The sequence below is a fragment of the Mesorhizobium sp. M0563 genome (assembly GCF_040321065.1).
Taxonomy (GTDB): domain Bacteria; phylum Pseudomonadota; class Alphaproteobacteria; order Rhizobiales; family Rhizobiaceae; genus Mesorhizobium.
The window spans coordinates 24,159-50,636 of record NZ_JAMYQV010000021.1; the positions used below are offsets into that span (position 1 = coordinate 24,159).

Consider the following 26,478-nt stretch of genomic DNA (forward strand, 5'->3'; position numbering starts at 1 on the left):
CTTTGATCTAGACCAAAGTCGGGGCAAGGTCACGCCTCATGATCGAAGATTCGCCCTTTGTCGCGGCCGCACCGGTGCTGGTCCCAATGCCTGCTGAGCGCCCCTACACCTATGCTGTGCCGGCTGGCATGCGCGTGGTGCCGGGCTCGATCGTGCGCGTTCCGCTTGGGCCCCGCCAGGTCGCCGGCATCGTCTGGGACGGCGCCGTCGAAAAGGTCGACGCGAAGAAATTGCGGCCGATCGAGCAGGTTTTCGACTGCCCGCCGATCGACCGCGCGATGCGGCGTTTTGTCGATTGGGTGGCGCAGTACACGCTGTCGCCGCCCGGCATGGTGGCGCGCATGCTGCTCAGGGCGCCGGAGGCGTTCGATCAGGAGCCGTGGATCGAAGGGCTGCAGCGCACCTTCGCCAAGCCCGACCGGATGACGGAGGCGAGGACGCGCGTGCTGGAAACGGCCGAAGGTGGGCTCGCCTGGACGCGGTCGGGCCTGGCGCATGCGGCAGGCGTGTCGTCGACGGTGGTGGACGGGCTGAGGGCGCAGGGGGTATTCGAGACGGTGATGATCCCGCCGCGGCCGGTGGTCGCAGCACCCGATCCCGGCTACGCCGTGCCGGCACTGATGCCCGACCAGAGCGATGCCGCCGAGATGCTGCGCGCCAATGTCGCGGCCGGCATATTCGGCGTCACTCTGCTTGACGGTGTAACCGGATCCGGCAAGACGGAGGTCTATTTCGAGGCGGTTGCGGCCGCGCTCGATCGCGGCACGCAAGTGTTGATCCTGCTGCCGGAAATCGCGCTGACCCACGCCTTCCTCGAGCGCTTTCAGGAGCGGTTCGGCGCCAAGCCGGCTGAGTGGCACTCGGACCTGCCGCCAAGAATGCGCGAAAAGGTCTGGCGGCAGGTGGCGGAAGGCGGCGTGCGGGTGGTCGCAGGCGCGCGCTCGGCGCTGTTCCTGCCGTTCAGGGAGCTTGGGCTGATCGTCGTCGACGAAGAGCACGACCCCGCCTACAAGCAGGAGGATCGCGTCTTTTACAACGCGCGCGACATGGCCGTGGTGCGCGGCCATATCGGCGGGTTTCCGGTCGTGCTCGCCTCGGCGACACCGTCGGTCGAAAGCCGGGTCAATGCCAGCCAGGGCCGCTACAGCAGGGCGGTGCTTTCGGCGCGCTTTGCCGAGGCGGCACTTCCCGATCTCAAGACGATCGACATGCGCCGTGCGCCGCCTGCACGCGGCGGCTTCCTGTCGCCTGTACTGCTCGGCCATATACGGCAGACGCTGGAAAGAAAGGAACAGTCGCTGCTGTTTCTCAACCGGCGCGGCTATGCGCCGCTGACGCTCTGCCGGGTCTGTGGCCACCGCTTCGGCTGTCCGGTCTGCTCGGCCTGGCTGGTCGAGCACCGCTTTCGCGGTCAGCTCGTCTGCCACCATTGCGGGCACAATGAACGCCGGCCCGAGGCCTGCCCGGAATGTGGCACGCTCGATCATCTGGTCGCCTGCGGGCCGGGCGTAGAGCGCATCGCCGAGGAGGTCGTCGCGCATTTCCCTGATGCCCGCACCATCGTACTGTCGTCCGACCTGATGGGCGGCGTGCGGCGGCTGCGGCTCGAGCTCGAAGCCATAGCCAATGGCGAGGCCGACATCGTCATCGGCACGCAACTCGTCGCCAAGGGCCACAATTTCCCCAACATGACGCTCGTCGGTGTCGTCGATGCCGATCTCGGCCTGGCCAATGGCGACCCACGCGCCGCCGAGCGCACCTTCCAACTGCTCAGCCAGGTGACCGGCCGCGCCGGCCGCACCGGCAAGAAGAGCCTTGGCCTGCTGCAGACCTTCCAACCCGACCACCCGGTGATGCGGGCGATCGTCTCCGGCGATGCCGAGGCCTTCTACGAGCGCGAGATCGCCGAACGCGAGCGGGCGGGGCTGCCGCCCTTCGGCCGGCTCGCCGGCGTCATCGTCAGCGCGGCGACCCGGGCGGAAGCCGAAGGGCACGCCCGCGGCCTGCGCCGTGCCGCGCCGCAAGCCATCGATCTGTTCGTCCTCGGTCCGGCCGAGGCGCCGCTGTCATTGATCGGCGGCCGCCATCGCTTTCGCCTACTGATCCAGGGCGAGCGGCGCGCCGACATGCAAGGGTTCATCCGCACCATGCTGGCCGAGGGACCGAAGATAAGGGCCTCGGTGCGGGTCCAGGTCGATATCGACCCGCAAAGCTTTTTGTAAGGTGTCGATTACCCTTTCGAGACGCGTTCGGTGAATGGGTTCAGGTAAGGCACGTCGAGAATCGCAAAATGCCGGGTGTTGGCCGTCAAAACTGACAGGCCGTGCAAACGGGCGGTAGCTGCGATCAGAACGTCCGCCAGTCCCGGATTGGCGCCTCTGGCGATAGTGGCGTCTTCCAGTTTTCCGGCTTCTCGCGCGATTGCTAAATCGATGGGAAGGATGCGCTGGTTGAACTCTAGAAGCAACCTTTCGAACCACTCATTGATGCGCTCCGCCTTCATATGCCCGCCCGCCCGCTTCAGTTTCGCGATTCCTCGTTCCACCTCCAAGATGACGATCGACGAGAGCTGCCAAGAGCCGCGTTCTCCTTGTACAGCAACCCAGTTCTGCACGTGTGACGGAAGCAGAGGCCTACCAGGTGCAAATGCCGAGAGAAAAGACGTATCAAGCAGATAGCCGGTCAAAACTCCACTTCCCGCGACGGCGATTCGTTTCGCTCAAGCTCGATGCCGCCTGGATACCGAAGCAGGAAATCCACGAAGTCTTTTTGGCTGTTCTGCGGATAAAGTTTCCGTCCCTCACCGATTGGCACCACCATGACTGCGGGCTTGCCGTGCTTGGTGATAACCGTGGGCTCACCGTTCTCAGCGGCCTCCACGAGCGCGGAAAGGCTGGCCTTTGCCTCTCGCAGTTGCATCGTCTTCATGCGCGGAACCCCTTGTGGTCTCATGTAGTCACAATATAGGAATTGTGCAGAAAAAAACAGCCCATTGTTTAACGTCCTGTTAGCCCGGTCGAGACAACGGTCGCGCTCGCGTTGAGCTGACGCGCCCTGCAAATTGCCGACGGCCCATCTGGCGCATGTCAGTTGCTTCGCTAGAATGCCCGAAATTTTGAATATCCATTTACGAGGGGACAAGGATGGAATTTGCGTTTCCATGGCCGATGAGCCAGGGCGAGTGGCTGGCATGGTCGAGCGCGGTCGCGACTCTATTGCTCGGCCTGTTGCTATTCCTGGCTCCACAGCTGGCGTTCCGCATCCTGCGGCTGCAGGTCAGACCGGAGAAGGCAGCGGCGATCGCCGAGGGGCGCGGCCGGATGTCGGGCTTCTATCTCGGCGTCAGCCTGTGCTGCATCCTCTTGGCGCAGCCGCTGCTCTACATGGCGCTCGGCTTCTCCTGGCTATTCACCGCCTTCGGCCGGCTGCTGTCGATGATGTCGGACGGCGCCAATACGCCGTTCAACTGGGCATCCATCGTCGTCGAGCTGGTGCTGGCGGCGCTGCCGCTCGCGTTCGCCTTCGGCTTTTTGCCCTGAATCACAGAGCAATCCGGGGTTGGTTGCTGAACTCGGCGAGCGGATGCGACAATAGTGCCTGAAAACCATGCCGGACGACGCATTGCGGTCTGAAAATGCCTGTGCTAGACGGCAATCGACTTTCGACCGGGGATAGCGGAAGCCGCGCCTCCGTGCTTGGAAAAATGCAGTAAGGTCAAAGATTTAGCCAGAGTTTTTGCTCGCGCCAACAATCTGCGGCCTGTCAGACAAGAGAAAAGACGGTCCGTGGTCCAATCGTCATCGCCAATCTCAGGTGTCGCAGAACGCTATGCGGGTTCGCTGTTCGAACTCGCGCTGCAGGCCAATTCGGTGGCCAGCGTCGAGACCGACCTCAACAGTTTCGAAGCGATGCTCGAAGGCAGCGCTGACCTTTCGAGGCTGATCAGGAGCCCGGTTTTCTCCAGCGAAGACCAGGCCAAGGCGATCGCCGCGATCGCCGACAGAGCGGGGATCACGGGCCTCACTGGCAATTTCCTGCGCGTCGTTGCCCAGAACCGCCGGCTTTTCGCCGTGCCAGGAATGATCAAGGCGTTCCGCCAGATCGCCGCCGAACACCGCGGCGAGACCGCCGCCGAGGTCACCTCGGCGCATGCGCTGACGCCTGCCCAGGAAACCGAGCTGAAAGCGGCGCTGAAAAGCGTCGCCGGCAAGGATGTGGCGATCACCGTCACCGTCGATCCGTCGCTGCTCGGCGGGCTGGTGGTCAGGATCGGCTCGCGCCAGATCGATACGTCGCTCAAAACCAAACTCAATTCGCTCAAGCTTGCACTGAAAGAGGTCGGCTGATGGACATCCGCGCCGCGGAAATTTCCGCAATTCTGAAAGACCAGATCAAGAATTTCGGCAAGGAGGCCGAGGTCTCCGAAGTCGGCCAGGTGCTGTCCGTCGGTGACGGCATCGCCCGCGTCTATGGCCTCGACAATGTCCAGGCCGGCGAGATGGTCGAGTTCCCCGGCGGCATCCGCGGCATGGCCCTCAACCTCGAAGCCGACAATGTCGGCGTCGTTATCTTCGGCGCCGACCGTGACATCAAGGAAGGCGATACCGTCAAGCGCACCGGCGCCATCGTCGACGCGCCTGTCGGCATGGGCCTGCTCGGCCGCGTCGTCGATGCGCTCGGCAACCCGATCGACGGCAAGGGCCCGATCCAGGCCACCGAACGCAAGCGCGTCGACGTCAAGGCGCCCGGCATCATCCCGCGCAAATCGGTGAACGAGCCGATGTCGACCGGCCTCAAGGCCATCGACGCGCTGATCCCGGTCGGCCGCGGCCAGCGCGAGCTGGTCATCGGCGACCGCCAGACCGGCAAGACCGCGATCATCCTCGACACCATGCTCAACCAGAAATCGGTGCACGACAACGGCCCGGAGAAGGAAAAGCTGTACTGCGTCTATGTCGCCGTCGGCCAGAAGCGCTCGACCGTGGCGCAGTTCGTCAAGGTGCTGGAAGAGCGCGGCGCGCTCGACTATTCGATCATCATCGCTGCGACCGCATCTGATCCGGCGCCGATGCAGTTCCTGGCGCCGTTCACCGCCTGCACCATGGGCGAATATTTCCGCGACAACGGCATGCACGCGCTGATCAGCTATGACGATCTGTCGAAGCAGGCCGTCGCCTATCGCCAGATGTCGCTGCTGCTGCGCCGTCCTCCGGGCCGCGAGGCCTATCCGGGCGACGTTTTCTACCTGCACTCGCGCCTGCTCGAGCGCGCCGCCAAGCTCAACGACGACAATGGCGGCGGGTCGCTGACGGCGCTGCCGATCATCGAGACGCAGGCCAACGACGTGTCGGCCTATATCCCGACCAACGTCATCTCGATCACCGACGGCCAGATCTTCCTGGAAACCAATCTGTTCTTCCAGGGCGTCCGTCCTGCGGTCAATGTCGGTCTGTCGGTGTCGCGCGTCGGCTCTTCGGCGCAGATCAAGGCGATGAAGCAGGTTGCCGGGTCGATCAAGGGCGAGCTCGCGCAGTACCGCGAAATGGCTGCTTTCGCGCAGTTCGGCTCCGATCTCGACGCCGCCACGCAGCGCCTGCTCAATCGCGGCTCGCGCCTGACCGAGCTTTTGAAGCAGCCGCAATTCTCGCCGCTCAAGGTCGAGGAGCAGGTCGCGGTGATCTTCGCCGGCGTCAACGGCTATCTCGACAAGCTGGCGATCAACCAGGTCGGCAAGTTCGAGCAGGGGCTGTTGTCGCACATGCGCTCGGCCGGCAAGGACGTGCTCGACGGCATCCGCAAGGAGAAGGCGCTGTCCGACGATCTGCGCGCCAGGCTGAAGGCAGAGATCGACGCCTTCGCCAAGACCTTTGCTTGAGTGGACCGGACGGGATCAGGTTTGAAGCATGCCTTCGTTAAAAGACCTTCGTAACCGTATCGCCTCGGTCAAGGCGACGCAGAAGATCACCAAGGCGATGCAGATGGTCGCCGCGGCGAAGCTGCGCCGCGCGCAGGAAGCGGCTGAAGCGGCGCGTCCCTATTCGGAGCGCATGGGCGCGGTGCTGGCCAACATTACCCAGGCGATCGGCGGTGGCGGCGATGCCCCGGCGCTGATGACCGGCACCGGCAAGGACGACGTGCATCTGCTTGTCGTCTGCACGGCCGAACGCGGCCTGTGCGGTGGCTTCAATTCGCAGATCGCCCGCTTTGCCCGCGACCACATCCGCAAGCTTCTGGCCGACGGCAAGCAGGTCAAGATCATCTGCGTCGGCAAGAAGGGGTTCGACATATTGCGCCGCGACTACGGGGCGCTGATCATCGAGCGTGTCGATCTGCGCGAGGTCAAGACGCTGGGCTTCGTCAATGCCGATGCCATCGCCAAGAAGGTGATCCATCTGTTCAACGAAGGCGGCTTCGACATCTGCACGCTGTTCTATTCGCAGTTCAAGTCGGTGATCAGCCAGATCCCGACAGCGCAGCAAATTATCCCGGCGGGCGTGGTTTCGGATGCTGCTGAAGCGAAGGATGGTGGCAGCGCTGTCTACGAATACGAGCCGGAGCCGGGCGAAATCCTCTCCGATCTCATCCCGCGCAACATCTCCGTGCAGGTCTTCCGCGCGCTGCTCGAGAATGCGGCCGGCGAGATGGGCGCCAAGATGAGCGCCATGGACAATGCGACGCGCAATGCCGGCGACATGATCAACAAATTGTCGATCACCTACAACCGCCAGCGGCAGGCGCAGATCACCAAGGAATTGATCGAAATCATTTCGGGCGCCGAGGCGCTCTAGGCACGCTCCCAAGGAGGTCATCGACCTCAAGCGTGTGAGAAACAAAGAGACGAAAAGGGTAAAGACGATGGCGAAAGCAGCGACCCCGAAGACGGCAGCCCCTAAGGCCGCGGCACCAGCAAAGGCTCCGGCGGCAGCAAAGGCCGCTCCGGCCAAGAAGGCGGCAGCAATCAAGGCCGCCGCCGTGAATACGCCGGCCGCTACCATCAAGAAAACCGGCTTGGCGGGCAAGGTTCGCCAGGTCATCGGCGCTGTTGTCGACGTGCAGTTCGGCGAACATCTGCCGGCGATCCTGAACGCGATTGAGACGATCAATGTCGGCAATCGCCTGGTGCTCGAAGTGGCCCAGCATCTCGGCGAAAACACCGTACGCTGCATCGCCATGGACTCCACCGAAGGTCTGGTTCGCGGCCAGGACGTCTATGACACCGGCGCGCCGATCACCGTGCCGGTCGGCCCTGGCATGCTCGGTCGCATCATCAACGTCATCGGCGAGCCGATCGACGAGGCAGGCCCGGTCGACGGCATCGAGATGCGCTCGATCCACCAGCCGGCGCCGACCTATGTCGAGCAGTCGACGGAAGCGCAGATCCTGGTCACCGGCATCAAGGTGCTCGACCTGCTGGCCCCCTATGCCCGCGGCGGCAAGATCGGCCTGTTCGGCGGCGCCGGCGTCGGCAAGACGGTGCTGATCCAGGAACTGATCAACAACGTCGCCAAGGCGCATGGCGGCTTCTCGGTGTTCGCCGGCGTCGGCGAGCGCACCCGCGAAGGCAACGACCTCTATCACGAGTTCATCGAGTCCGGCGTCAACAAGAAGGGCGGCGGCGAAGGCTCCAAGGCCGCGCTCGTCTATGGCCAGATGAACGAGCCGCCGGGCGCGCGCGCGCGCGTCGGCCTGACCGGCCTGACGGTTGCCGAATACTTCCGCGACCAGGGCCAGGACGTGCTGTTCTTCGTCGACAACATCTTCCGCTTCACGCAGGCGGGCTCGGAAGTGTCGGCGCTGCTCGGCCGCATTCCTTCGGCCGTGGGCTACCAGCCGACGCTGGCCACCGACATGGGCGCGCTGCAGGAGCGTATCACCACGACGACCAAGGGTTCGATCACCTCGGTGCAGGCGATCTATGTGCCGGCCGACGATTTGACCGACCCGGCACCGGCGACTTCATTCGCCCACCTCGACGCGACGACCGTGCTCAACCGCGCGATTTCGGAAAAGGGCATCTATCCGGCGGTCGATCCGCTCGATTCGACTTCGCGCATGCTCGACCCGATGGTTGTCGGCGAGGAGCACTACCAGGTCGCGCGCCAGGTGCAGTCGATCCTTCAGCGTTACAAGTCGCTGCAGGACATCATCGCCATCCTGGGCATGGACGAGCTGTCGGAAGAGGACAAGCAGACGGTTGCCCGCGCCCGCAAGATCGAGCGCTTCCTGTCGCAGCCCTTCTTCGTCGCCGAAGTGTTCACCGGCGCGCCGGGCAAGTTGGTCGACCTCGCCGACACCATCAAGGGCTTCAAGGGCCTTTGCAACGGCGATTATGACCACCTGCCGGAGGCCGCCTTCTACATGGTCGGCGGCATCGAGGAAGCGGTCGAGAAGGCACAGCGCCTGGCGGCTGAAGCGGCGTAAGCCAAAGCGAATAGCGAATAGGGAGTAGCGAATAGGGGTTTATGAGCCGGACGAGTTTCTTCACTACTCGCTACTCACTATTCCCTATTCGCTAAATTGATCATGCCTGAAGCTTTCAAGTTCGAACTGGTCTCGCCGGAGCGCCTCTTGGTTTCCGAGCAGGTCGAATCCGTCGTCATCCCAGGCGCCGAGGGCGAAATGACCGTGATGGCGCATCACGCACCGGTCATGACCACGATCAAGCCGGGCGTCGTCACGTTGAAGACCGCTTCCGGCAAGGAAGAACGCTACGTGGTGTTCGGCGGCTTTGCCGACATCGTTCCGGCCGGCTGCACGCTGCTGGCGGAATCGGCTGTGGCCGTCGGCGACATCGACCGCGCCGAGCTTGCCCGCCGCATCCAGGAGGCGAGGGAAGACGCCGCCGACGCCAAGGACGACCAGACCCGCAGCAAGGCCGAGCAGTTCCTTAACCAGCTCACCACGCTTGAAGGCGCCATCCTGCCGGCTTAACGCGAAGGATCAGTTCGGCGTCGAGAAAGCGAGGCTTGCCTCGCTTTTTTATTTGGTGAACAGTCAGGCTGCCTTGGCGTGGGGGGCCGATGACAGAACAAACAGTGCAACAAGAAACAGTCTCGCGATCCAGATGGTCGACGGCCCTGGTGTCGGCCCTTGGCGGCCCGTTTGGCGGATTTCTATGGATTGGCGCTGGCAAACTGGCTGTCATAAGCCTGTTTGTGATCAGTGCTGTCAGCATCGCGCTTTGCTACATCGGAATTCCGGTGGTGCCGGGCATGGATCTTGCGGCGGCGGGCAACTTTTCAGGTATCGGCTTGATGATCCTGTGGGCGACGCTCGTTGTTCCCTTTGCGCATCGGTTCAAGCCGGACAAATGGTATGCGCAAGGGGTGTCGGTGTTCGTGTTGGCGTTTTACGCCTCCATCGTGGCTGCGTTTGTAATCCGCTCGTTGGTGTTCCAATCGTTTTCGATCTCGTCTGGCAGCATGACGCCGACGTTGCGGGAGGGCGACTATCTCTTCGTGTCCAAATCCGCATACGGCTACAGTCGCTACAGCGTGCCCTTCAACGTGCTCTCATTTGACGGGCGCCTATTGGGCGCGGAACCCAAAAGGGGAGATGTGGTGGCATTCAAGTTCCCGCCCGATCCGAGCGTGAACTACATCCAGCGGATCGTCGGCTTTCCGGGCGAAAAGATCCAGATCATCGACGGGATGCTTTACATCAACGAGGTAGCGGTGGGGCTCGAGGATATCGGCTCTTTTTCGTCCGAAGAGTTCCCCGATCCAGTCAAACTTCAACGTGAAACTTTGCCAGAGGGCGTGTCCTACACCGTTCTCAACCTGACAGATTCATCCATCGGGGACAACACGAACTCGTGGATCGTGCCCGCAGGCCACTATTTTGCACTTGGCGACAATCGGGACAATTCCTCCGACAGCCGATTCAGCGTCGGGTTTATTCCCAGTGAAAATCTGGTCGGCAAGGCCGTGCGGCTGTTCTGGAATTCTAAAGGCGTCGACTATTCTTCCCGGCAAGTATTGGATCCGTCAGGCAAATAGCTCACACCGTCAGCGCTTCCACGGCGCGCATGACGCCGCGCAGTTCGGCGAGGCCCTTCAGGCGGCCGATGCAGGAATAGCCGGGGTTCACCTTCTTGCCGATGTCGTCGACAATGGCATGGCCATGGTCCGGACGCATCGGAATCTGCCAGTCCGCCCTGCCTGCCGCCTTGCGCCGCCGCTCCTCGCCAATCAGCGCCGACACGACCGCCACCATGTCGGTGTCGCCGTCGAGGTGCTCGGCTTCGTGGAAGGAGCCGTCGGGCTCCTTGGTGACATTGCGCAGATGGGCGAAATGGATGTTCTCGGCGAAAGCCTTCGCCATTGCCGGCAGATCGTTCTGCGCGCTCGCGCCGTAGGAGCCGGTACACAGTGTCAGTCCGTTAGCCGGCGAAGCGACGGCGTCGAGCAGCGCGCGGGCATCGGCTGCCTTGGAAACGATGCGCGGCAGGCCGAACAACGAAAAAGGCGGATCGTCGGGGTGGATCGCCATCCTGACGCCGGCCTCTTCGGCAACCGGCACGATCTCGCGCAGGAAGGCAAACAGGTTTTCGCGCAGTCCTTCGGTAGAGACGTCCTTGTAGAGGTCGAGGGCGCGGCGGAAGCTCGCTCGATCGAAGATGAATTCGCGCGCCGGCACCCAGCCGATCAGGTTGAGCTCCAGTCTCGCCTTGTCGCTTTCGCTCATGCCTTGCAGCCGCACACGCGCCGCCTCGACACGGGCCGGCGGGTGATCGGCCTCCGCCCGTTTTCGCTCGAGGATGAAGACGTCATAGGCGCAGAGCTCGACGACATCGAAGCGCAGCGCAGTGCCGCCATGCGGCATCGGATAGTCGAGGTCGGTGCGCGTCCAGTCGGTGATCGCCATGAAATTATAGCAGATGGTGTTGATGCCGGCGGCAGCGACGGCGCGGATCGAGGCCTTATAATTGTCGATCAGGGTGCGCCAGTCGCCACTGCGGGTCTTGATGTCCTCATGGACGACGATGCTCTCGACCACGTCCCAGGTCAGGCCTGCTGCCTGGATCTCTGCCTTGCGCCTGGCGATCTCGTCCGCCGGCCAGGCGCGGCCGTCATTGAGGTGATGCAGCGCGCTGACGATGCCGACGGCGCCGGCCTGACGGACATGGGCAAGCGTCACCGGGTCGTCGGGCCCGAACCAGCGCCAAGTCTGTCTCATGGCTTCTCACTCCCTATGCCAAGCGCCGCCAAGGCAGCGGCAGGCCCGCCCCGCCGCAGGCGCTCGAGATGGGCTGTCGTCAGATCAATCAGTGTCATGCGCTGGGAATGGTCCCTGGCGAAGCCGGCGAGATCGAACATCGCTGTCACAGCTTCATCAGCCGGCCGGCTGCCGAGCGCCGTAAGCCGAGTGTCGATCGGGTCGGTGAAATGGGCTTCGGGCAAGGTCTTGCCGCGCGCCTCGCAAGCGGCCATCCAGGCGGCCACCACCAGCATCAGATGGGCTGGGGGATCACCGGCACTCAGCCGCTCGACGGCCGAGGCGACGATGCGCTGTGGCAGTTTCTGGCTGCCGTCATTGGCGATCTGCGCCGTGCGATGGGCCAGCGCCGTGTTCGAGTAACGTTCGGCGAGCTGGGCCGTGTAGCCGGCCGTATCGAGCCCGGCGTCCGGCGGCAGCGTCGGGATCGCCTCGGCCCACAAGCCGTCGACGAATTGCCGGATCGCCGGATCGGCAAAGGCGCGGTCGACCGTGTCGTAGCCGCTGAGCAGGCCGAGATAGGCGATTGCCGAATGCGAGCCGTTGAGCAGCCGCAGCTTCATGTCCTCGAACGGCCCGACGTCGCCGACCATGGTGACGCCGAACTTTTCCCAGGCCGGCCTGCCCGCCGGAAAGTCGTCCTCGACCACCCATTGGCAGAACGGCTCGGTCATCACCGGCCAGGCATCCTCGACGCCGAGCTCGACGGCGATACGCGCCCGGTCGGCATCGGTGGTCGCCGGCACGATGCGGTCGACCATGCTCGACGGAAAGGCGACGCCGTCGGCGATGTGTGCGGCGAGCCTGGCATCGCCTGAAGTGGCGAGCCTGGCATCGCGCAGTGCGGCGAATTCGACCAGCAGGCGGTGCAGCGTGGCGCCATTGGCCGGAAGGTTGTCGCAGCAGAGCACGGTGAAAGGCTGGATGCCGGTGGCACGGCGGCGCGACAGCGCCTCCGTCAGGAAACCATGCGCCGTTCGTGGCATTTGCGGGTTAGCCAGATCATGGACGATGTCGGGGTGGGTATTGTCCAGTCCGCCGCCGGCTGCCCTCAGATAGGCCTTTTCGGTGATCGTCAGCGTGACGATACGGGTGAGCGGATCGGTCAGAGCGGCGAGCACCGCAGCCGGATCTTCCGGCGCCACCAGCAGCGACAGGATCGAACCGACGACGCGCAGCTCTTCTTCGACGCTGCTCCTGATCGCCAGTGTGTAGAGGCCATCCTGCGGCGCCAGTGCGTCGCGCGTGTCTGGACTGCGCAAGGACACGCCGACAATGCCCCAGCCTGTCTCTCCAGCCGCCAGACAGTCGTCGACATAGGCCGCCTGGTGGGCGCGGTGGAACGCGCCGACGCCGAGATGGACGATGCCTGGCGCAATAGCGCCGCGGTCGTAGCGGGGAACCGCGACCGAAGCCGGCAGTGCCTTCAGCGTGCTGTTGGAAAGGCGTCTATTGGTCATTGCGCGGCGTGTCTGATCGAGGTTGCTGGGTCACTGTTGGCAGGCGGCGTAACACCCGTTGCCGTCACGCACAATGGGCAATGGCCGACGAAAAGTCATCATACAACAACCCATTTTTTGTATGTTGACATTATTTCTTTCCAACCCTACCGATGTCCGGATTGGGAGGATTTACGTGGCCGCATTGACGGATCCGGACTTGCTGTTTGCCGCCGAGGCGCGCCCGCTTTCGCTGGCCCGCGATCTCTACGCCGCGGTCAAGGACCTGCCGATCGTCAGCCCGCACGGCCACACCGATCCCCGCTGGTATGCGCTCAACGAGGCGTTTCCCGATCCGGCGCAGTTGCTGATCGTACCGGACCACTACATTTTCCGCATGCTGTTCAGCCAGGGCGTTCGGCTTGAGGAGCTTGGCGTGCCGACACTTGACGGTTCGCCGGTGGAAACCGACGGCAGAACGATCTGGCGGCGCTTCGCCGAGCATTATTACCTGTTCCGCGGCACGCCGACCCGGCTGTGGTTCGACCATGTGCTTGCCCATCTGTTCGGCATCGACGAGCCGCTGAATGCCAAGACGGCCGACCGCCACTACGACACGATCGCGACGCTGCTGCAGTGGGAGAATTTTCGCCCGCGAGCGCTGTTCGAGCGCTTCAACATTGAGGTCATCGCGACGACCGAAGGCGCGCTCGACGATCTCAGATGGCACCAGATGATCCGCGACAGCGGCTGGGACGGCCGCGTCGTCACCGCCTATCGGCCGGATGCGATCGTCGATCCCGACTTCGAAGGCTTTTCGGCCAATCTCGACCGGCTTGGCGAGATCACCGGCTGCGACACCGGCAATTGGGCCGGCTATCTCGATGCGCATCGCCAGCGGCGCGCCTTCTTCAAGAGCTTTGGCGCGACTTCCTCCGATCACGGCCATCCGACGGCCGAAACCGCCAATCTCTCGGATGCCGCCGCCGAGGAGCTGTTCAACCGCATCCGCCGGGGCTCGAACGACGAGCGCGAGCGAAAGCTGTTTCGCGCCCAGATGCTGACCGAGATGGCCAAGATGAGCCGTGACGACGGGCTGGTCCTGCAAATCCATCCCGGCTCCTGGCGCAATCATTCGCCGGCTGTCTTTCAGAAGTTCGGCAGGGACAAAGGCTTCGATATCCCGACTCGAACCGATTATGTGACGGCGTTGAAGCCGCTGCTCGACTGTGTCGGGCTGGAGCGCGATCTCACCATCATCCTGTTCACCCTCGACGAGACCAGCTATGCGCGCGAGCTGGCGCCGCTCGCCGGTGTCTACCCGGCATTGAAGCTCGGGCCGGCCTGGTGGTTCCACGACAGCCCCGAAGGCATGCGCCGGTTCCGCGAGATGACCACCGAAACGGCCGGTTTCTACAACACCGTCGGTTTCAACGACGACACCCGCGCCTTTCCATCCATACCGGCCCGCCATGATGTGGCGCGCCGGGTCGATTGCGCATATCTGGCGCGTCTCGTCGCCGAGCATCGGCTCGGCGAGGACGAGGCGCACGAGCTGGCGCAGGAACTTGCCTATACGCTCGCGAAAAAGGCGTACCGGCTCTAACGGCGCTTGCCGCCATCGTTCAAACGGGAGGAAACCAATGCTGCATTTTTCAAGACGGGCGGGAGCTACGCTACTTGCCGCCGCACTGCTGGCCGGAACGGCAAGCGCCCAGACGGTCCTGCGCTCGTCTGACACACACCCGGACGGCTATCCGACGGTCGAGGCGGTCAAATATTTCGGCGAGCTCGTGAAAGAGCGCACGGCCGGCCGCTATGTGGTCGAACTCTATCCTTCCGCGCAACTCGGCGAGGAAAAGGACACGATCGAGCAGGTGCGCACCGGCGTGATCGATCTCAACCGCGTCTCGATGGCGCCGTTCAACGGGCTCATCCCGGAGACCACCGTACCCTCGCTGCCCTACATCTTCCGTTCGGAAGACCATATGCACAAGGTCATGGACGGGGCGATCGGCGACCAGATCGCGGCGGCGTTCGACCAGGTCGGGCTGGTGCTGCTCGCCTTTTACGATGGCGGCTCGCGCTCCTTCTACAATTCGAAGAAGCCGATCAACACTGTAGCCGACATGGCCGGCATGAAGTTCCGCGTCATCCAGTCCGACATCTTCGTCGATATGGTGGCGGCACTCGGCGCCAACGCGACGCCGATGCCGTATGGCGAGGTGTATTCGGCGATCGAGACCGGGGTGATCGACGGTGCGGAGAACAATTTTCCGAGCTACGACACCGCCAAGCACGCGGAAGTCGCCAAATACTATTCGCTCGACGAGCACACGATGGTGCCGGAAGCCTTCGTCATGGCGAAGTCGAGCTGGGACAAGCTGACGCCGGAAGACCAGGCGATCTTCAAAGCGGCCGCCAAGGAGAGCGTCGCCAAGCAGCGCGAGCTGTGGACCGCCAAGGTCAAGGAATCGCGCGCCAAGGTCGAGGCGGCCGGTTCGCAGATCACGACGCCGGATAAGCAGCCCTTCATCGACGCGATGGGCCCGGTCTACGAGAAGCACGTCAAGGACGACAAGCTGAAGGCCATGGTCGAAGCCATCAAGGCCGTGCAGTGATCAAGCGGCGGCGCGGACATCCCGCGCCGCCGTCCTCTTGCGGAGAAAACCGGTGACTTCCAGCCTAAAACCAAGACCGCTCCTGTCCGGCGTCGCGCAAGTGATGTCGCGCGTCAGCACGGCGGCGCTGTCGATCGCCGGCATCGGGCTGGTGCTGATGACCGCCTTCGTCGCCTGGCAAGTGTTCGGCCGCTATGTTCTGAATCGTTCGCCGAGCTGGACCGAGCCGGGCTCGGTGATGCTGATGAGCTGGTTCATTTTCCTCGGCGCTGCCGTCGGCGTGCGCGAGAACTATCATCTCGGCTTCGACGTCCTGCTCTACGTGCTGCCAAAAGGCGGCAAGCGCTGGCTGCGGATGATTTCGGACCTCGTCGCGCTCGCCTTCGGCATCGGCATGATCTGGTATGGCAGCCAGCTGGTCGCATTGACCTGGGGCTCTGTCTTGCCGTCACTCGGCATATCGGGGGGCTGGGACTATGTCCCGCTTGTCGCGGGAGGCGCGCTCATCGTGCTCTTCACGCTGGAGCGCATCGTGCTTCGCCTCTCCGGCGCGCCGATCGACGATGCCCTCGATGAATTGCCGCCGGCCGAAGTCGCAGCCGAACTCGACACCGCCAACGTGAAGGTCTGACGCCATGGAACTGTGGATTCTCTTCGGCGTCTTCACCCTGCTGATGCTTATCGGCACGCCGATCGCTTTCTGCCTCGGCGTCGCAAGCCTGGCCACCGTCCTCTATATGGGCCTGCCGCCGCTGATCGTCTTCCAGCGCCTGAATTCCGGCATGAGCGTCTTTTCGCTGCTGGCCATTCCGTTTTTCATCTACGCCGGCGACTTGATGGTGCGCGGCGGCATCGCCAGCAAGATCGTTGCCTTCGCCGGCTCGCTCGTCGGCCATTTGCGCGGCGGCCTCGGGCAGGTCAACATCGCGACCGCTACACTATTCGGCGGCATTTCGGGCTCCGCGGTGGCGGAGGCAGCCGCGGTGGGCGGCCTGATGATCCCGCAGATGAAGGCGCGTGGATATGGAGCGGACTACGCCGTCAACGTCACGTCGATGGCGGCGCTGATCGCGCTGCTGCTGCCGCCGTCGCACAACATGATCATCTACGCGATCTCGGCAGGCGGAAAGATCTCCATCGCCGATCTGTTCACGGCCGGCATCATCCCGGGCCTGCTGCTGGCCCTGTCACTGATGGTCACCGCTTATTTCGTGGCGCGCTCCCGCGGCTATCCGACCGAGCCGTTTCCGGGCTTCACCGCGGTCGCGCATCTTTTCGCCGTCGCGGTGCCCGGCCTGCTGCTGATCGCGATCATCTTCGGCGGCGTACGATCGGGCGTCTTCACGGCCACCGAGAGTTCCTGTATCGCCGTCATCTATGCGCTGCTCGTGACCGTCTTCGTTTACCGGCAGATGACCTGGGAAGGGTTCGTTCATGCCACCCATGGCGCCGTGCGCACCACGGCCATGGTGCTGCTTATCATCGGCATGGCGGCGGCATTCTCGTGGCTGATGGCCTTCCTGAAAGTACCGGCAGCGCTGATAGCCTCCATGAACGCGATCTCGGACGATCCGCTGGTCGTGCTTCTGCTGCTCAACCTCTTGATGCTGTTCCTCGGCACGTTCATGGACATGGGGCCGACGATCATCATTTGCACGCCGATCTTCCTGCCCGTGGCGCAGGCCTACGGCGTCGATCCGGTGCATTTCGGCGTCATCATGATCCTCAATTTCGGCATCGGGCTGAACACGCCGCCGGTGGGCGCAGTGCAGTTCGTGGCGTGCGCAGTGGGCAAGATATCCGTCTGGGAATCGATGCGCTCGATCTGGCCGTTCTATGGCGCAGGCCTCGTGGTGCTGGCGCTCGTCACTTACATTCCAGCCATTTCGCTATGGCTGCCGAGCGTCTTCAAATAGGGGTTGCGACATGGCATCGGACACCGCAGTCGGGCTCCGCGTCGAACGAAGACCGAAGCTTTCGGAAACCGTCGTCGCCGCGATCCGCAAGCAGTTGCAGGCGGGCGAGATCCAGCCTGGGCAAAAGCTGCCGACCGAGGGCCAGTTGACTGAAACCTTCGGGGTCAGCCGCACCGTGATACGCGAGGCGCTGGCCAAGCTTGCCGCGGACGGCCTGGTCGAGCCGCGCCAAGGCGCCGGCGTCTTTGTCACCGAGCATATCTCGACAGCGTTCGGGGCTCTGGCAGCGGAGATGGGCAGCAAGGATTCAATTGCCCTCAACGTGCTCGAAGTCAGGTTGGCGATCGAGATCGAATCCGCCGGGCTCGCCGCCCTCCGCCGTAACGCCGCACAGGAAGCGGCGATCCAGGAAGCCTTCTTCGAGTTCGAACGGCTGCTCCTCAACAGCGAGCCGACGGGACCGGCCGACCTCGCCTTCCACCGCGCAATCGCCAGCGCCACCAACAATCCGTTCTATGTCGAGATGCTCGATGTGCTCGGCCGGCGCGCCATCCCTTGCGATGTGACCTCGCCCTGGTCGACCGAATTCGCGCAGTCCGACGCCTACCAGCGCGGCCTGCAGCGCGAACACCTGATGATCCTTAATGCCATCTCGGCAGGCGATGCCGAGGCGGCACGGGAGGCGATGCGCGCGCATCTCGGTGCCAGCCAGCAGCGGTATCGCGAACGCCTGCACGCGCGTCAGGTGTTTTATGCCGACTCGGTCAAGGCCGCGGCAACTGAATAAGCAATTGAGGCAGCTCCATGGGACAGCAATGAATCACACTGACAATCATACGGATTTCACCTCGCGCTTTGCCATCGATCCTGTTTCTGCCGCGGCGATGGGCACGGACGAACTGCGTCACAATTTTCTGATCGAGGACTTGTTCCAGCCCGGCCGTATCAGCCTGACCTACACCCATTACGACCGCATGATCGTCGGCGGTGCCATGCCCGCCGGCGCGCCGCTGCCGCTGCAGGCGATCAAGCCAACCGGGACCAAGAATTTTCTCGACCGCCGCGAGATGATCATCGTCAACATCGCCGGTGCAGGCGTCGTGAAAGCCAGCGGCCAATCCTACGAGCTGCAGGCGCGCGACATGCTCTATCTAGGCATGGGCACCGATGAGGTGTCGTTCGCTGCGACCAATCCGGCTGAGCCGGCTAAGTTCTACCTGCTAAGCGCGCCGGCGCATCAGAGCCATCCCAACCGGCTGATCCGCATCGGCGATGCCAAGCGGCTCGATCTCGGCAGCCAGGCGACCTCCAACGAGCGCTCGATCTTTCAGTTCATCCATGCCGACGGCGTGAAGACCTGTCAGCTGGTCGTCGGCATGACCCAGCTTGCCCCCGGTTCGGTCTGGAACACCATGCCGTGCCATGTGCATGACCGGCGCATGGAGGCCTATCTCTATTTCGACCTGCCGGAGACGGCGCGGGTGTTTCACTTCATGGGCGAACCGGACGAAACGCGTCATCTCGTCGTGCGCAACGAGGAGGCGGTGCTGTCGCCGGGATGGTCGATCCATTCGGGCGCCGGCACCTCGAACTACGCCTTCATCTGGGCGATGGCCGGCGACAATGTCGACTATACCGATGTCGACCTGGTGGCGATGGAGGAGCTCAAGTGAGCGACCTCTCGGCCTTCAGCCTTGCCGGCAAGCGTATCCTCGTCACCGGCGCCAATACCGGCATCGGCCAGGGCATCGCCGTGTCGATCGCGCGTGCCGGCGGCGCGGTCGTCGGCGTCGGTCGCTCGGCGATGGACGAGACGGCGGAGAAGATTGCGGCGGCCGGCGGACGCTTCGAGGCGGTCCGCTGCGACCTTGGCGATGATGCCGCCGCCCAGGCGATGCTTGACCGCGTCTGGGACGATACGGGGCCGCTCGACGGCCTGGTCAACAATGCCGGCATCATCCGGCGTGCCGATGCGGTCGACTTGACCGAAGCCGACTGGGACGACGTCATCGGCGTCAACCTCAAGACGGTGTTCTTCCTCAGCCAGAGTTTTGCCAGGCGCGTGCTTGCCGACCCGGGACGGCGTGGCAAGATCGTCAACATCGCTTCGGTGCTGAGTTTTCAGGGTGGCATCCGCGTCGCCTCCTACACCGCCTCCAAACATGGCGTGCTCGGCATCACCCGACTACTCGCCTGCGAATGGGCGGCAAAGGGCATCAACGTCAACGGCATTGCGCCAGGCTATATCGAGACCAACAACACCGAGGCGCTGCGTGCCGATCCCGACCGCAGCGCTTCGATCCTGGCGCGCATTCCGGCCGGGCGCTGGGGCGCGCCGGAAGACATCGGCGACGCAGCCGTCTTCCTGCTGGCGCCGGCGTCGAACTATATGCACGGCGCGGTGATGCCGGTGGACGGTGGCTGGCTGGCGCGATGAACAACAAAAGATGAGAGTTTGGCGATGACCGGAACCAAGATCTTCTCGCATGCCGGCGAGGGTGCGTGGACGCCGACGCCGGATGGCAACCGCAGGCGCGTGCTCCTGCACACGGACGAACTGATGATGGTCGAGTTCGCCTTCGACAAGGGCGGCGTCGGCGCGCTGCATTCGCATCCGCATGTCCAGGCGAGCTACGTCGCCGAAGGCCGCTTCGAGGTCACCATCGACGGCAGGACCGAGATCTTGGAAACCGGAAGCAGCTTCATCGTTCCTTCCAACCTGGTCCATGGCGTCAAGGCACTGGAGGCGGGACGACTGGTCGACAACTTTACGCCGCCCCGCGCCGATTTCCTCGACTGAGCTGCGGGCCCGAAGATCAGGCTGTCAGTTCTCGGAACGAAAAACCCGCGCCTCCGGAGAGACGCGGGCGTGTTGCCTGGGCGCTTGTGGCGCCGCGGTACTCAAAACATCACCGCAGAACCTGAACCTGCCGAATGATGGTGAAGATAGGATTAACCGCTCCGAGGCGGCGCGATATTCACAGCCAAGGCGAATAGGGGCTGGAACGACGGTCTGATATCGGCCAATGAGAGAGAAGTTCGCTTCAGGCGGTGCCGAGGACAGGACCAGAGGGGTCGATAAATGTTCGAATCTGCTGTCCAGGCAATCACCCGGCGATTCGCCGGGGAATTTCGGCAGGTCGTATCCGCGAAAGTTCTGTAATGCAGATTGCGGCGAGCATGCCGGCAGAGGATTCCAAGCGGCGCGTCCTGAAGGATGTCTTCGGCTTCGATGATTTTCGTCTCGGCCAGGCGGCCGTGATGGAGGCGCTGCTGGCCGGGCATCATGTACTGGCCGTCATGCCGACGGGTGCGGGCAAATCGCTCTGCTACCAGGTCCCGGCGCTGGTGCTGGGCGGGCTCACCATTGTCGTTTCGCCGCTGGTAGCGCTGATGCAGGACCAGGTCGCCGCATTGCGCCTTGCCGGTGTGGCGGCCGATACGATCAATTCCTCGCTCGATCGCGATGCCAATGTCGCTGCATGGCGCCGCGTCGCGGCAGGGCAGACACGGCTGCTCTATCTTGCGCCGGAGCGGCTGATGACCCCGCGGATGCTCGAGGCGTTGACCAAGCTCGATGTCCGGCTGATCGCCATCGACGAGGCACATTGCATCTCGCAATGGGGACCGGCGTTCCGGCGCGAATACGAAGAATTGTCGCGGCTGCGCGGCATCTTCCCCGATGTGCCGATCATTGCGCTGACGGCGACTGCGGACGAGACGACGCGCACCGACATTGCCGCGCAACTGTTCGACGGGCGCGTCGATACCGTGGTGCTCGGCTTCGACCGACCGAACATCAAGCTAAGCATCGAGCCCAAGCAGGACAGCAAGCGCCAATTGCTGAATTTCGTGCAGCGCCATGCCGGCCGAAGCGGGATCGTCTATTGCCTGTCGCGCAAAAAGACCGAAGAGATGGCGGCGTTCCTCGAGCGGAACGGCGTACGCGCGCTCGCCTATCATGCCGGCATGAGCAAGGACGCGCGTGAAGCGAATCAAAACGCTTTCATGACCTTGTCCGGGGTGGTGATGGTGGCGACCATCGCCTTCGGCATGGGGATCGACAAGCCGGACGTCGCCTATGTCTTCCACACCGACCTGCCGGGCAGCTTGGAAGCCTACTATCAGGAAATCGGGCGGGCGGGCCGCGACGGGCGGGCGGCCGAGGCGCATATGCTCTTCGGTCTCGGCGACATCCGTATGCGCCGGCTTTTCATCGACGACGAGGGCGCACCGGCGGAGCACAAGAGGCGCGCGCATGGCCGGCTCGATACGTTGATCGGCTATTGCGAGACGGCGCAGTGCCGCCGCCAGATCCTGCTTGGCTATTTCGGCGAAAGTGCTTCGCCTTGCGGCAATTGCGACAACTGCCTCGACCAGGCGCCGCATGCGGATGGCGACGCCGAGGCGCGGATCATCCTGGCAGCGATCACACAGACCGGCGAGCGCTTTGGCGCTGCCCATGTTGTCGATGTCCTGCTCGGCCATGAGACCGAGAAGGTCCTGGCCAGGAACCACCACAGGCTTGCCAGCTTCGGCACCGGTGTGGCGCATAAGAAGAGTCTCTTGCTGTCGCTGCTTCGCCAACTCGTCGCGGGAGGGTTCCTGACATTGGACTCAGCCGGCCATGGCGGCCTCGCCGTCGCCGAGAAAGGCCGTGAACTCGCCCGGGGCGAGGCTTCATTCCGGTATCGCGTGGACGCGCGCCAGTCATCGCGAGGCAAGATACGTCCTGTGGATACCGCAGCAGGCACGGAAGGTCTGGATTCGGCGCTGCTGGCCGCGCTCAAGGCGGTACGGCTGCGTCTTGCCCGGGAACGCCAAGTGCCGGCCTTCGTGATCTTTTCGGATCGTACGCTGATCGATATGGCTGAACGCTGCCCGCGTGATCTGGACGCCTTCGCCGCGGTCAACGGCGTCGGCGCCGCCAAGCTCAAGGATTTCGGCGAGATATTCCTCGGCGCGATCGCTGCGCATCAGTCCGGTCTCTCGGGTTGAAGACCCACTCCAGCGACGCAATCAGCACCTGCTTCGTCTCGCCGCTGCAATCGCAGCCTCCTGCTGCCGCAAGCGCTCGATCTTCGCGCTTTGGCGGGCAGCGACGGTCGAGGCGACACGCTGCCCTCCCCACAGCCAGTCCGGAATGTTGGTGTGGACGACTTTGCCGCGAGCGATGGCTGTTGCCGACATCTCGTCAGCGACCGTGCCGATCGCCACGTTGAGCTCGACGCAACTCATCTTGTCGTATTTCGCAGCATCAAAGGATGCAGGCAAAGGCGATGCACAACTTCCGACAAACATCAGGCTGCATATCACAGGCGTGGCCGTGGAGATCGGCTTCATTCTCTTATCAAGCACGTTGATGCCGGACAGACGAATATCGGAGGATTCTCGACCTCGGGCCGCTAAGCACTCCCGAGGTTCCGCGTAACTGAAGCATGTGACCTCTACAACCCTCTGTCCTGACCGTCCTATTTGTCCTCGAAGAATTCCGAGAGAACCGCTGCTATCGTGTCGGGGTGCTCTTCTGGGAAAAAGTGCCCGCCTTGGACAGCGCGTCCTTCCACTCTGTCAGCCCATTTCCTCCAGATAGCCAGCGGCCCGCCTTCTTGCGCATACCAGTTCTCCAGGGCGCCATCGCCACTCCATAGCGCCATTAGCGGGCACTCGATGCGACGACCGTTTGCGTGGTCCAGCGCGTCATGTTCACGATCGATCGTCGCAGCGGCGCGATACTCTTCGCATATCGCATGAATATGCGCGGGATCGCGAAGCGCATCAACATAGGCGTCCCTGACCTCTTTGGAGACCATTTTCGTCGACGATCCCCATTGCGTTATTGCATCGTCGACGACGGCATCGGGAGCCGCGCCAATCAGACGTTCCGGCAGGGGCTCCGGCTGGGCAAGCAGGCTCCAGGGCCAGAAGCCGAGCGCCAATCTGGCATCCGCCCGATCCCATGTTGCGGCGGTGGGGATGATGTCGAAGACGGCGATTTTGAGGACTTTGTCCGGATGGTCGAGCGCAAGGCGATAGGCAACCCGCCCGCCGCGATCATGTCCGGCAACCATGAATCGCTCAAACCCCAGTTGCTTCATGGCTTGAACCATGTCGCCGGCCATGGCGCGCTTGGCGTATTGGCTATGATCGGCAGAGGAAACCGGGCAGCCGCTTTGGCCATAGCCTCGAAGGTCGGCGGCGACCACCGTGAAGCGGGGCGCCAAGGCTGCGGCGATATCCCTCCACATCAGATGCGTCTCTGGAAAACCGTGAAGAAGCAGCAGCGGCGGACCGGTGCCACCGACCCTTGCGAAAATGGTCGTATCGTCCAGTCGCAAGCTGGTGGCTCTGAAACCTGCAAACACCGTCAGCCTCCTCCGGCGCCGTCAGACAAACTCTCTAAGGGCACTAACGGTCGCCTGAGGCGAAAACCCCGGCCGCGATGGCCAGGGTTCAAGCCGGCCAATTGCTAGAATCGAAACCAGACCCAGACGCGCCTGCGGAAGCACCGCCTGCGCCGATAGCCATTCCGCCAGTAAACGCGACAGACCCTTCTCCAAGCACGCCGGCGGCGCCGGCGCGGCCGGTGCCACCGGCGATGATAGACTGGTTGCAACTCTGCTTGAGTATCGTCGTCGAAGGTCTCGACGTCCGGCGCCTCGAGTTCATCGAGAATGCCGTTTCTGGCAGTTGGAACGCCGGCCACTGCGTTGATTGGCCGAACTGTGCTTGCAAGGGCCGCGGCCCCGGCAATGCCAAACATTCCTGTCAAAAATAGTCGCCGATCCATGGAAACCTCCCGATCTCAACCAGCGATAGAACAAGGCTAACGATGGGGAGATAGCGCAGTCGGTGCAAACGCCCAGAGCCGCGCGGCGATTAGCGGTGGTCCGGTCGGCCGGAGGGTGTTGCCTTCTCGTCGAAGTGGGACGGCTACTTCGATCGACAAACACCGGACGCTTTTTTGAATTGATGGCGGCCGAGACACAAGGAACATCGAATGACGTCTGCGCCATAGCCACCCAATTCCACGCTACTGCTCTCGCTTTGGTCGTTGCGTTGCAAGAGGGCTTGACTGCCATCCTACCAGAAGGTAGGTAGGGGCATGGGCAACGTGTCTACTACCTCCGACGACATCCTGGCTTGTGCGCGTTCTCTGATCGTCGCTGGCGGCTACAACGGTTTCAGTTATGCCGACATCGCTGATGTGGTCGGGATTCGTAAGGCGAGCATCCATCACCATTTCCCAAGCAAGGTCGATCTGGTCCGAACGCTGGTTGCGCGGTATCGGGAAGAAGCTGAAGCGGGGATGGCGAATCTCGAACTTCAGGTCTCCGATCCGCTCGAACAGCTTCAGGACTACGCTGGCTATTGGGAAGTCTGCATCGCGGATGCCAGCGCTCCGTTTTGTATCTGCGCGCTGTTGGCAAGCGAACTCCCCGTGCTGCCCGAGGAAGTTGGCCTTGAGGTCCGGGCGCATTTCCGCTCCCTGTCGGCTTGGCTGACATCCGTGCTGGAGCGCGGTGCGCGACTCGGCCGATTCCAACTGATGGGTACCCCTCGTGCCGAGGCTGAAGCGTTCATGGCGACTGTCCACGGCGCGATGCTTTCGGCACGGGCCTATGGTGATCCGAAGATATTCGCCGTCGTGACACGCCCGCTCCTGGAGCGGCTCGCTCCGCGTTCCCTCCAGATACAATCCTAAGATCTCAACTAACCATAGCCGTAACGGCTCTGCGACGTTCGTCGAGAGCCCTACCTACTAGTCGAAAGGACATCCAATGACGGTTCACAATAGCGATCTTTCCCGCGCCAGCCAGGAACAATGGCTCAAGCTCTATTACTTCGCACGGACGGCGGTCTCGGCTGTCTGGGTGGCGGCTGCCTTTACAGTGGGACAGAATTCCGGGGTGGCGGCGGCGGTTTTGCTCGTGGCTTATCCTGCATGGGATGCCCTCGCCAATTTTGTCGACGCATCGCGCAGCGGAGGATTGGGACAGAATCGCACCCAGACCATCAACGTCGTGGTCAGTGTGGCGACAACGCTCGCGGTCGTTGTTGCGCTGAAGATGAGCATGAATTGGGTGCTCGGGGTGTTCGGCCTATGGGCGATCCTGTCTGGCCTGCTTCAACTCGGCACCGCGGTCCGCCGTTGGAAGAGCTCTGGCGCGCAGTGGGCGATGATCCTGAGCGGAGGGCAATCAGCGCTGGCAGGCACGTTTTTCATCGCGCAGGCGCGGATGCCGATGCCGCCATCCATCACCAACGTGGCCGGCTATGCCGCAGTAGGCGCCCTCTACTTCCTGGTTTCGGCGGTGTGGCTGAGTGTGAGCCAATTGCGGCGGAAGGCTGCATAGTCTGCCATCTTGAGCCATCACCGACCCGATCAGAGGGCTGCCAGCTGCTAGTATCGGTTCGCCAAACACAACGACCCGCCCTTATCCTTAAGGACCGATATGTTTGGAATTTCACCACCCGGCTGGGGGCTAGCCGCTCATCCAAGGCATCTCGATCGCGCCGAACGATACAGCGATCCCGAGGGCCATCAGCGCAATGCCCAAAGCAACTTCGAAGCGGCGGCCGCGCTGCAGCAGCTTCTCGACGAAGACGACCAGCGTCAACAGCAGCATCCAGGCGACGCTCATGATGCCCACCGCGACCAGCACGGCAAACAGCGCCCAGCAGCAACCAAAGCAATAGAGCCCGTGCCGCAGCCCCATCTCGAGTGCGCCAACCCGCCCGTCGCGCCAATGCTGCGCAACGAAAGCGAGCGGCGAACGGCAATGGCTGAGGCAAATGTGCTTGAGGGTCGTGAATTGGTAGAGTCCGGCGACGCCAAGCGTGATACCGAGCGCGAGCGGCGCCCATTTCGAACGCTGAGGCGGATCGAGGCTGGTCGCAAACTCGCTTCCGAACTGGACCAGGACATACACGAGAAGGCCCGCCGCCGCCCAGACGAGCATGTAACCCGCGACGAATATCCACGTCGGGATGGCAACGTGCTGTTCGCGCCTGGCCTGCGCCGCCGCGAACATAAAGATCATGGGCGCGGCCGCCGGCAGCATCATGGCAGCCATCATCACCGTCCATACAGCAAGAAAGGCGGCGGCGCCGGCAAGTGACCAGCCGTCGGCGGCAATTCCTGCCATCGCCATGCCGGCCATGCCTTCCATACCCTCCATCCCGCCGCGCACCGCAATGCCCATAGGCATATCCATGCTGAGGGTCAGCGCCCACGCCGCCGCTGTTAGCACGACGAGCGATGCGAGAACACCGAGCGGCATG

At 63.1% G+C, this 26,478-nt stretch carries 26 protein-coding genes; 19 read left to right on the forward strand and 7 right to left on the reverse strand.

The window, feature by feature from the left end; translation table 11 throughout:
* The first annotated feature begins 38 nt into the window (after positions 1 to 38).
* Positions 39 to 2,222: a primosomal protein N' gene (locus tag NKI50_RS23690; protein WP_352640106.1), complete on the forward strand. Its 2,184-nt coding sequence runs from the start codon at positions 39 to 41 to the stop codon at positions 2,220 to 2,222.
* An 8-nt stretch (positions 2,223 to 2,230) separates the two neighbouring features.
* Here the strand turns inward: NKI50_RS23690 and NKI50_RS23695 are convergent, their stop codons facing one another.
* Together NKI50_RS23695 and NKI50_RS23700 are read right to left on the reverse strand one after the other, a co-directional pair.
* A complete protein-coding gene (locus tag NKI50_RS23695) occupies positions 2,231 to 2,686 on the reverse strand; it encodes a type II toxin-antitoxin system VapC family toxin (RefSeq protein WP_352640107.1) in 456 nt (151 codons plus the stop codon).
* Positions 2,683 to 2,928: a type II toxin-antitoxin system Phd/YefM family antitoxin gene (locus tag NKI50_RS23700; RefSeq protein WP_023719709.1), complete on the reverse strand. Its 246-nt coding sequence runs from the start codon at positions 2,926 to 2,928 to the stop codon at positions 2,683 to 2,685. The genes NKI50_RS23695 and NKI50_RS23700 overlap by 4 nt, the downstream gene beginning before the upstream one ends.
* Positions 2,929 to 3,143: 215 nt before the next feature.
* Here NKI50_RS23700 and NKI50_RS23705 point away from each other — a divergent pair, with 215 nt between their 5' ends.
* From NKI50_RS23705 to lepB, 7 genes are all read left to right on the forward strand, one after another.
* Positions 3,144 to 3,539 (forward strand): AGROH133_08824 family phage infection protein, encoded by a 396-nt coding sequence (locus NKI50_RS23705; RefSeq protein WP_023719708.1) that lies wholly within the window; start codon positions 3,144 to 3,146, stop codon positions 3,537 to 3,539.
* A gap of 246 nt (positions 3,540 to 3,785) precedes the next feature.
* Positions 3,786 to 4,346, forward strand: a complete 561-nt coding sequence (locus tag NKI50_RS23710; protein ID WP_352640109.1) for a F0F1 ATP synthase subunit delta — start codon at positions 3,786 to 3,788, stop codon at positions 4,344 to 4,346.
* A complete protein-coding gene (atpA, locus tag NKI50_RS23715; protein ID WP_023719706.1) occupies positions 4,346 to 5,875 on the forward strand; it encodes a F0F1 ATP synthase subunit alpha in 1,530 nt (509 codons plus the stop codon). Before NKI50_RS23710 ends, atpA begins: the two co-directional genes overlap by 1 nt.
* A gap of 28 nt (positions 5,876 to 5,903) precedes the next feature.
* Positions 5,904 to 6,788 (forward strand): F0F1 ATP synthase subunit gamma, encoded by an 885-nt coding sequence (locus NKI50_RS23720; RefSeq protein ID WP_023719705.1) that lies wholly within the window; start codon positions 5,904 to 5,906, stop codon positions 6,786 to 6,788.
* 67 nt (positions 6,789 to 6,855) lie between these two features.
* A complete protein-coding gene (gene atpD / locus NKI50_RS23725) occupies positions 6,856 to 8,421 on the forward strand; it encodes a F0F1 ATP synthase subunit beta (RefSeq protein WP_352717783.1) in 1,566 nt (521 codons plus the stop codon).
* A gap of 102 nt (positions 8,422 to 8,523) precedes the next feature.
* The gene (locus NKI50_RS23730) at positions 8,524 to 8,931 is read left to right on the forward strand and encodes a F0F1 ATP synthase subunit epsilon (RefSeq protein WP_023719703.1); all 408 of its coding nucleotides are present in this window, start codon (positions 8,524 to 8,526) and stop codon (positions 8,929 to 8,931) included.
* A gap of 89 nt (positions 8,932 to 9,020) precedes the next feature.
* Positions 9,021 to 9,998 (forward strand): signal peptidase I, encoded by a 978-nt coding sequence (gene lepB / locus NKI50_RS23735; protein WP_502895829.1) that lies wholly within the window; start codon positions 9,021 to 9,023, stop codon positions 9,996 to 9,998.
* A 1-nt stretch (position 9,999) separates the two neighbouring features.
* On the opposite strand, the gene uxuA is transcribed toward lepB, so the two are convergent.
* Entirely contained in the window at positions 10,000 to 11,178 is a 1,179-nt protein-coding gene (gene uxuA / locus NKI50_RS23740) for a mannonate dehydratase (protein WP_352480964.1), read from the reverse strand.
* Positions 11,175 to 12,677, reverse strand: coding sequence for a mannitol dehydrogenase family protein (locus NKI50_RS23745; RefSeq protein WP_352640112.1), 1,503 nt, complete (start codon positions 12,675 to 12,677; stop codon positions 11,175 to 11,177). Before NKI50_RS23745 ends, uxuA begins: the two co-directional genes overlap by 4 nt.
* Before the next feature lie 175 nt (positions 12,678 to 12,852).
* On the opposite strand from NKI50_RS23745, the gene uxaC reads away from it, so the two are divergent.
* The 9 genes from uxaC to recQ all read left to right on the forward strand — a co-directional run bounded on the left by uxaC (position 12,853) and on the right by recQ (position 22,191).
* Positions 12,853 to 14,262, forward strand: a complete 1,410-nt coding sequence (gene uxaC, locus NKI50_RS23750; RefSeq protein ID WP_023719699.1) for a glucuronate isomerase — start codon at positions 12,853 to 12,855, stop codon at positions 14,260 to 14,262.
* 37 nt (positions 14,263 to 14,299) lie between these two features.
* The gene (locus NKI50_RS23755; RefSeq protein WP_023719698.1) at positions 14,300 to 15,277 is read left to right on the forward strand and encodes a TRAP transporter substrate-binding protein; all 978 of its coding nucleotides are present in this window, start codon (positions 14,300 to 14,302) and stop codon (positions 15,275 to 15,277) included.
* A gap of 103 nt (positions 15,278 to 15,380) precedes the next feature.
* Positions 15,381 to 15,908 (forward strand): TRAP transporter small permease, encoded by a 528-nt coding sequence (locus NKI50_RS23760; protein ID WP_023719697.1) that lies wholly within the window; start codon positions 15,381 to 15,383, stop codon positions 15,906 to 15,908.
* 4 nt (positions 15,909 to 15,912) lie between these two features.
* Entirely contained in the window at positions 15,913 to 17,193 is a 1,281-nt protein-coding gene (locus NKI50_RS23765; protein WP_023719696.1) for a TRAP transporter large permease, read from the forward strand.
* A gap of 10 nt (positions 17,194 to 17,203) precedes the next feature.
* A complete protein-coding gene (locus NKI50_RS23770) occupies positions 17,204 to 17,980 on the forward strand; it encodes a FadR/GntR family transcriptional regulator (RefSeq protein WP_352480962.1) in 777 nt (258 codons plus the stop codon).
* A 28-nt stretch (positions 17,981 to 18,008) separates the two neighbouring features.
* Positions 18,009 to 18,866 carry a 5-dehydro-4-deoxy-D-glucuronate isomerase gene (kduI, locus tag NKI50_RS23775; RefSeq protein WP_023719694.1) on the forward strand — a complete coding sequence of 286 codons (858 nt, stop codon included), beginning with the start codon at positions 18,009 to 18,011 and terminating at the stop codon, positions 18,864 to 18,866.
* Positions 18,863 to 19,630: a 2-dehydro-3-deoxy-D-gluconate 5-dehydrogenase KduD gene (gene kduD, locus NKI50_RS23780; RefSeq protein ID WP_352480961.1), complete on the forward strand. Its 768-nt coding sequence runs from the start codon at positions 18,863 to 18,865 to the stop codon at positions 19,628 to 19,630. The genes kduI and kduD overlap by 4 nt, the downstream gene beginning before the upstream one ends.
* Before the next feature lie 24 nt (positions 19,631 to 19,654).
* Entirely contained in the window at positions 19,655 to 19,993 is a 339-nt protein-coding gene (locus tag NKI50_RS23785; protein ID WP_023719692.1) for a cupin domain-containing protein, read from the forward strand.
* Positions 19,994 to 20,355: 362 nt separating this feature from the next.
* A complete protein-coding gene (recQ, locus tag NKI50_RS23790; protein ID WP_352717786.1) occupies positions 20,356 to 22,191 on the forward strand; it encodes a DNA helicase RecQ in 1,836 nt (611 codons plus the stop codon).
* A gap of 21 nt (positions 22,192 to 22,212) precedes the next feature.
* On the opposite strand, the gene NKI50_RS23795 is transcribed toward recQ, so the two are convergent.
* Together NKI50_RS23795 and NKI50_RS23800 are read right to left on the reverse strand one after the other, a co-directional pair.
* On the reverse strand, positions 22,213 to 22,467 hold the full coding sequence (locus NKI50_RS23795; protein ID WP_245278615.1) for a hypothetical protein: 255 nt from the start codon (positions 22,465 to 22,467) through the stop codon (positions 22,213 to 22,215).
* A 197-nt stretch (positions 22,468 to 22,664) separates the two neighbouring features.
* On the reverse strand, positions 22,665 to 23,558 hold the full coding sequence (locus NKI50_RS23800) for an alpha/beta fold hydrolase (protein ID WP_352640114.1): 894 nt from the start codon (positions 23,556 to 23,558) through the stop codon (positions 22,665 to 22,667).
* 740 nt (positions 23,559 to 24,298) lie between these two features.
* On the opposite strand from NKI50_RS23800, the gene NKI50_RS23805 reads away from it, so the two are divergent.
* Positions 24,299 to 24,898, forward strand: a complete 600-nt coding sequence (locus tag NKI50_RS23805) for a TetR/AcrR family transcriptional regulator (RefSeq protein ID WP_023719688.1) — start codon at positions 24,299 to 24,301, stop codon at positions 24,896 to 24,898.
* A gap of 76 nt (positions 24,899 to 24,974) precedes the next feature.
* Positions 24,975 to 25,550: a DUF308 domain-containing protein gene (locus tag NKI50_RS23810; RefSeq protein ID WP_023719687.1), complete on the forward strand. Its 576-nt coding sequence runs from the start codon at positions 24,975 to 24,977 to the stop codon at positions 25,548 to 25,550.
* A 129-nt stretch (positions 25,551 to 25,679) separates the two neighbouring features.
* Here NKI50_RS23810 and NKI50_RS23815 read toward each other — a convergent pair whose 3' ends face one another.
* Entirely contained in the window at positions 25,680 to 26,477 is a 798-nt protein-coding gene (locus NKI50_RS23815; protein ID WP_245278614.1) for a DUF2182 domain-containing protein, read from the reverse strand.
* Position 26,478: the final 1 nt, after the last annotated feature.

Bases quoted from the DNA above. Each gene is read 5' to 3' on its own strand.
- NKI50_RS23690 (WP_352640106.1), top strand. From the start codon at position 39: ATGATCGAAGATTCGCCCTTTGTCGCGGCCGCACCGGTGCTGGTCCCA.
- NKI50_RS23700 (WP_023719709.1), bottom strand. From the start codon at position 2,928: ATGAAGACGATGCAACTGCGAGAGGCAAAGGCCAGCCTTTCCGCGCTC.
- NKI50_RS23705 (WP_023719708.1), top strand. From the start codon at position 3,144: ATGGAATTTGCGTTTCCATGGCCGATGAGCCAGGGCGAGTGGCTGGCA.
- atpA (WP_023719706.1), top strand. From the start codon at position 4,346: ATGGACATCCGCGCCGCGGAAATTTCCGCAATTCTGAAAGACCAGATC.
- NKI50_RS23720 (WP_023719705.1), top strand. From the start codon at position 5,904: ATGCCTTCGTTAAAAGACCTTCGTAACCGTATCGCCTCGGTCAAGGCG.
- atpD (WP_352717783.1), top strand. From the start codon at position 6,856: ATGGCGAAAGCAGCGACCCCGAAGACGGCAGCCCCTAAGGCCGCGGCA.
- NKI50_RS23730 (WP_023719703.1), top strand. From the start codon at position 8,524: ATGCCTGAAGCTTTCAAGTTCGAACTGGTCTCGCCGGAGCGCCTCTTG.
- lepB (WP_502895829.1), top strand. From the start codon at position 9,021: ATGACAGAACAAACAGTGCAACAAGAAACAGTCTCGCGATCCAGATGG.
- uxuA (WP_352480964.1), bottom strand. From the start codon at position 11,178: ATGAGACAGACTTGGCGCTGGTTCGGGCCCGACGACCCGGTGACGCTT.
- NKI50_RS23745 (WP_352640112.1), bottom strand. From the start codon at position 12,677: ATGACCAATAGACGCCTTTCCAACAGCACGCTGAAGGCACTGCCGGCT.
- NKI50_RS23755 (WP_023719698.1), top strand. From the start codon at position 14,300: ATGCTGCATTTTTCAAGACGGGCGGGAGCTACGCTACTTGCCGCCGCA.
- NKI50_RS23760 (WP_023719697.1), top strand. From the start codon at position 15,381: ATGTCGCGCGTCAGCACGGCGGCGCTGTCGATCGCCGGCATCGGGCTG.
- NKI50_RS23765 (WP_023719696.1), top strand. From the start codon at position 15,913: ATGGAACTGTGGATTCTCTTCGGCGTCTTCACCCTGCTGATGCTTATC.
- NKI50_RS23770 (WP_352480962.1), top strand. From the start codon at position 17,204: ATGGCATCGGACACCGCAGTCGGGCTCCGCGTCGAACGAAGACCGAAG.
- kduI (WP_023719694.1), top strand. From the start codon at position 18,009: ATGAATCACACTGACAATCATACGGATTTCACCTCGCGCTTTGCCATC.
- NKI50_RS23785 (WP_023719692.1), top strand. From the start codon at position 19,655: ATGACCGGAACCAAGATCTTCTCGCATGCCGGCGAGGGTGCGTGGACG.
- recQ (WP_352717786.1), top strand. From the start codon at position 20,356: ATGCAGATTGCGGCGAGCATGCCGGCAGAGGATTCCAAGCGGCGCGTC.
- NKI50_RS23805 (WP_023719688.1), top strand. From the start codon at position 24,299: ATGGGCAACGTGTCTACTACCTCCGACGACATCCTGGCTTGTGCGCGT.
- NKI50_RS23810 (WP_023719687.1), top strand. From the start codon at position 24,975: ATGACGGTTCACAATAGCGATCTTTCCCGCGCCAGCCAGGAACAATGG.
- NKI50_RS23815 (WP_245278614.1), bottom strand. From the start codon at position 26,477: ATGCCGCTCGGTGTTCTCGCATCGCTCGTCGTGCTAACAGCGGCGGCG.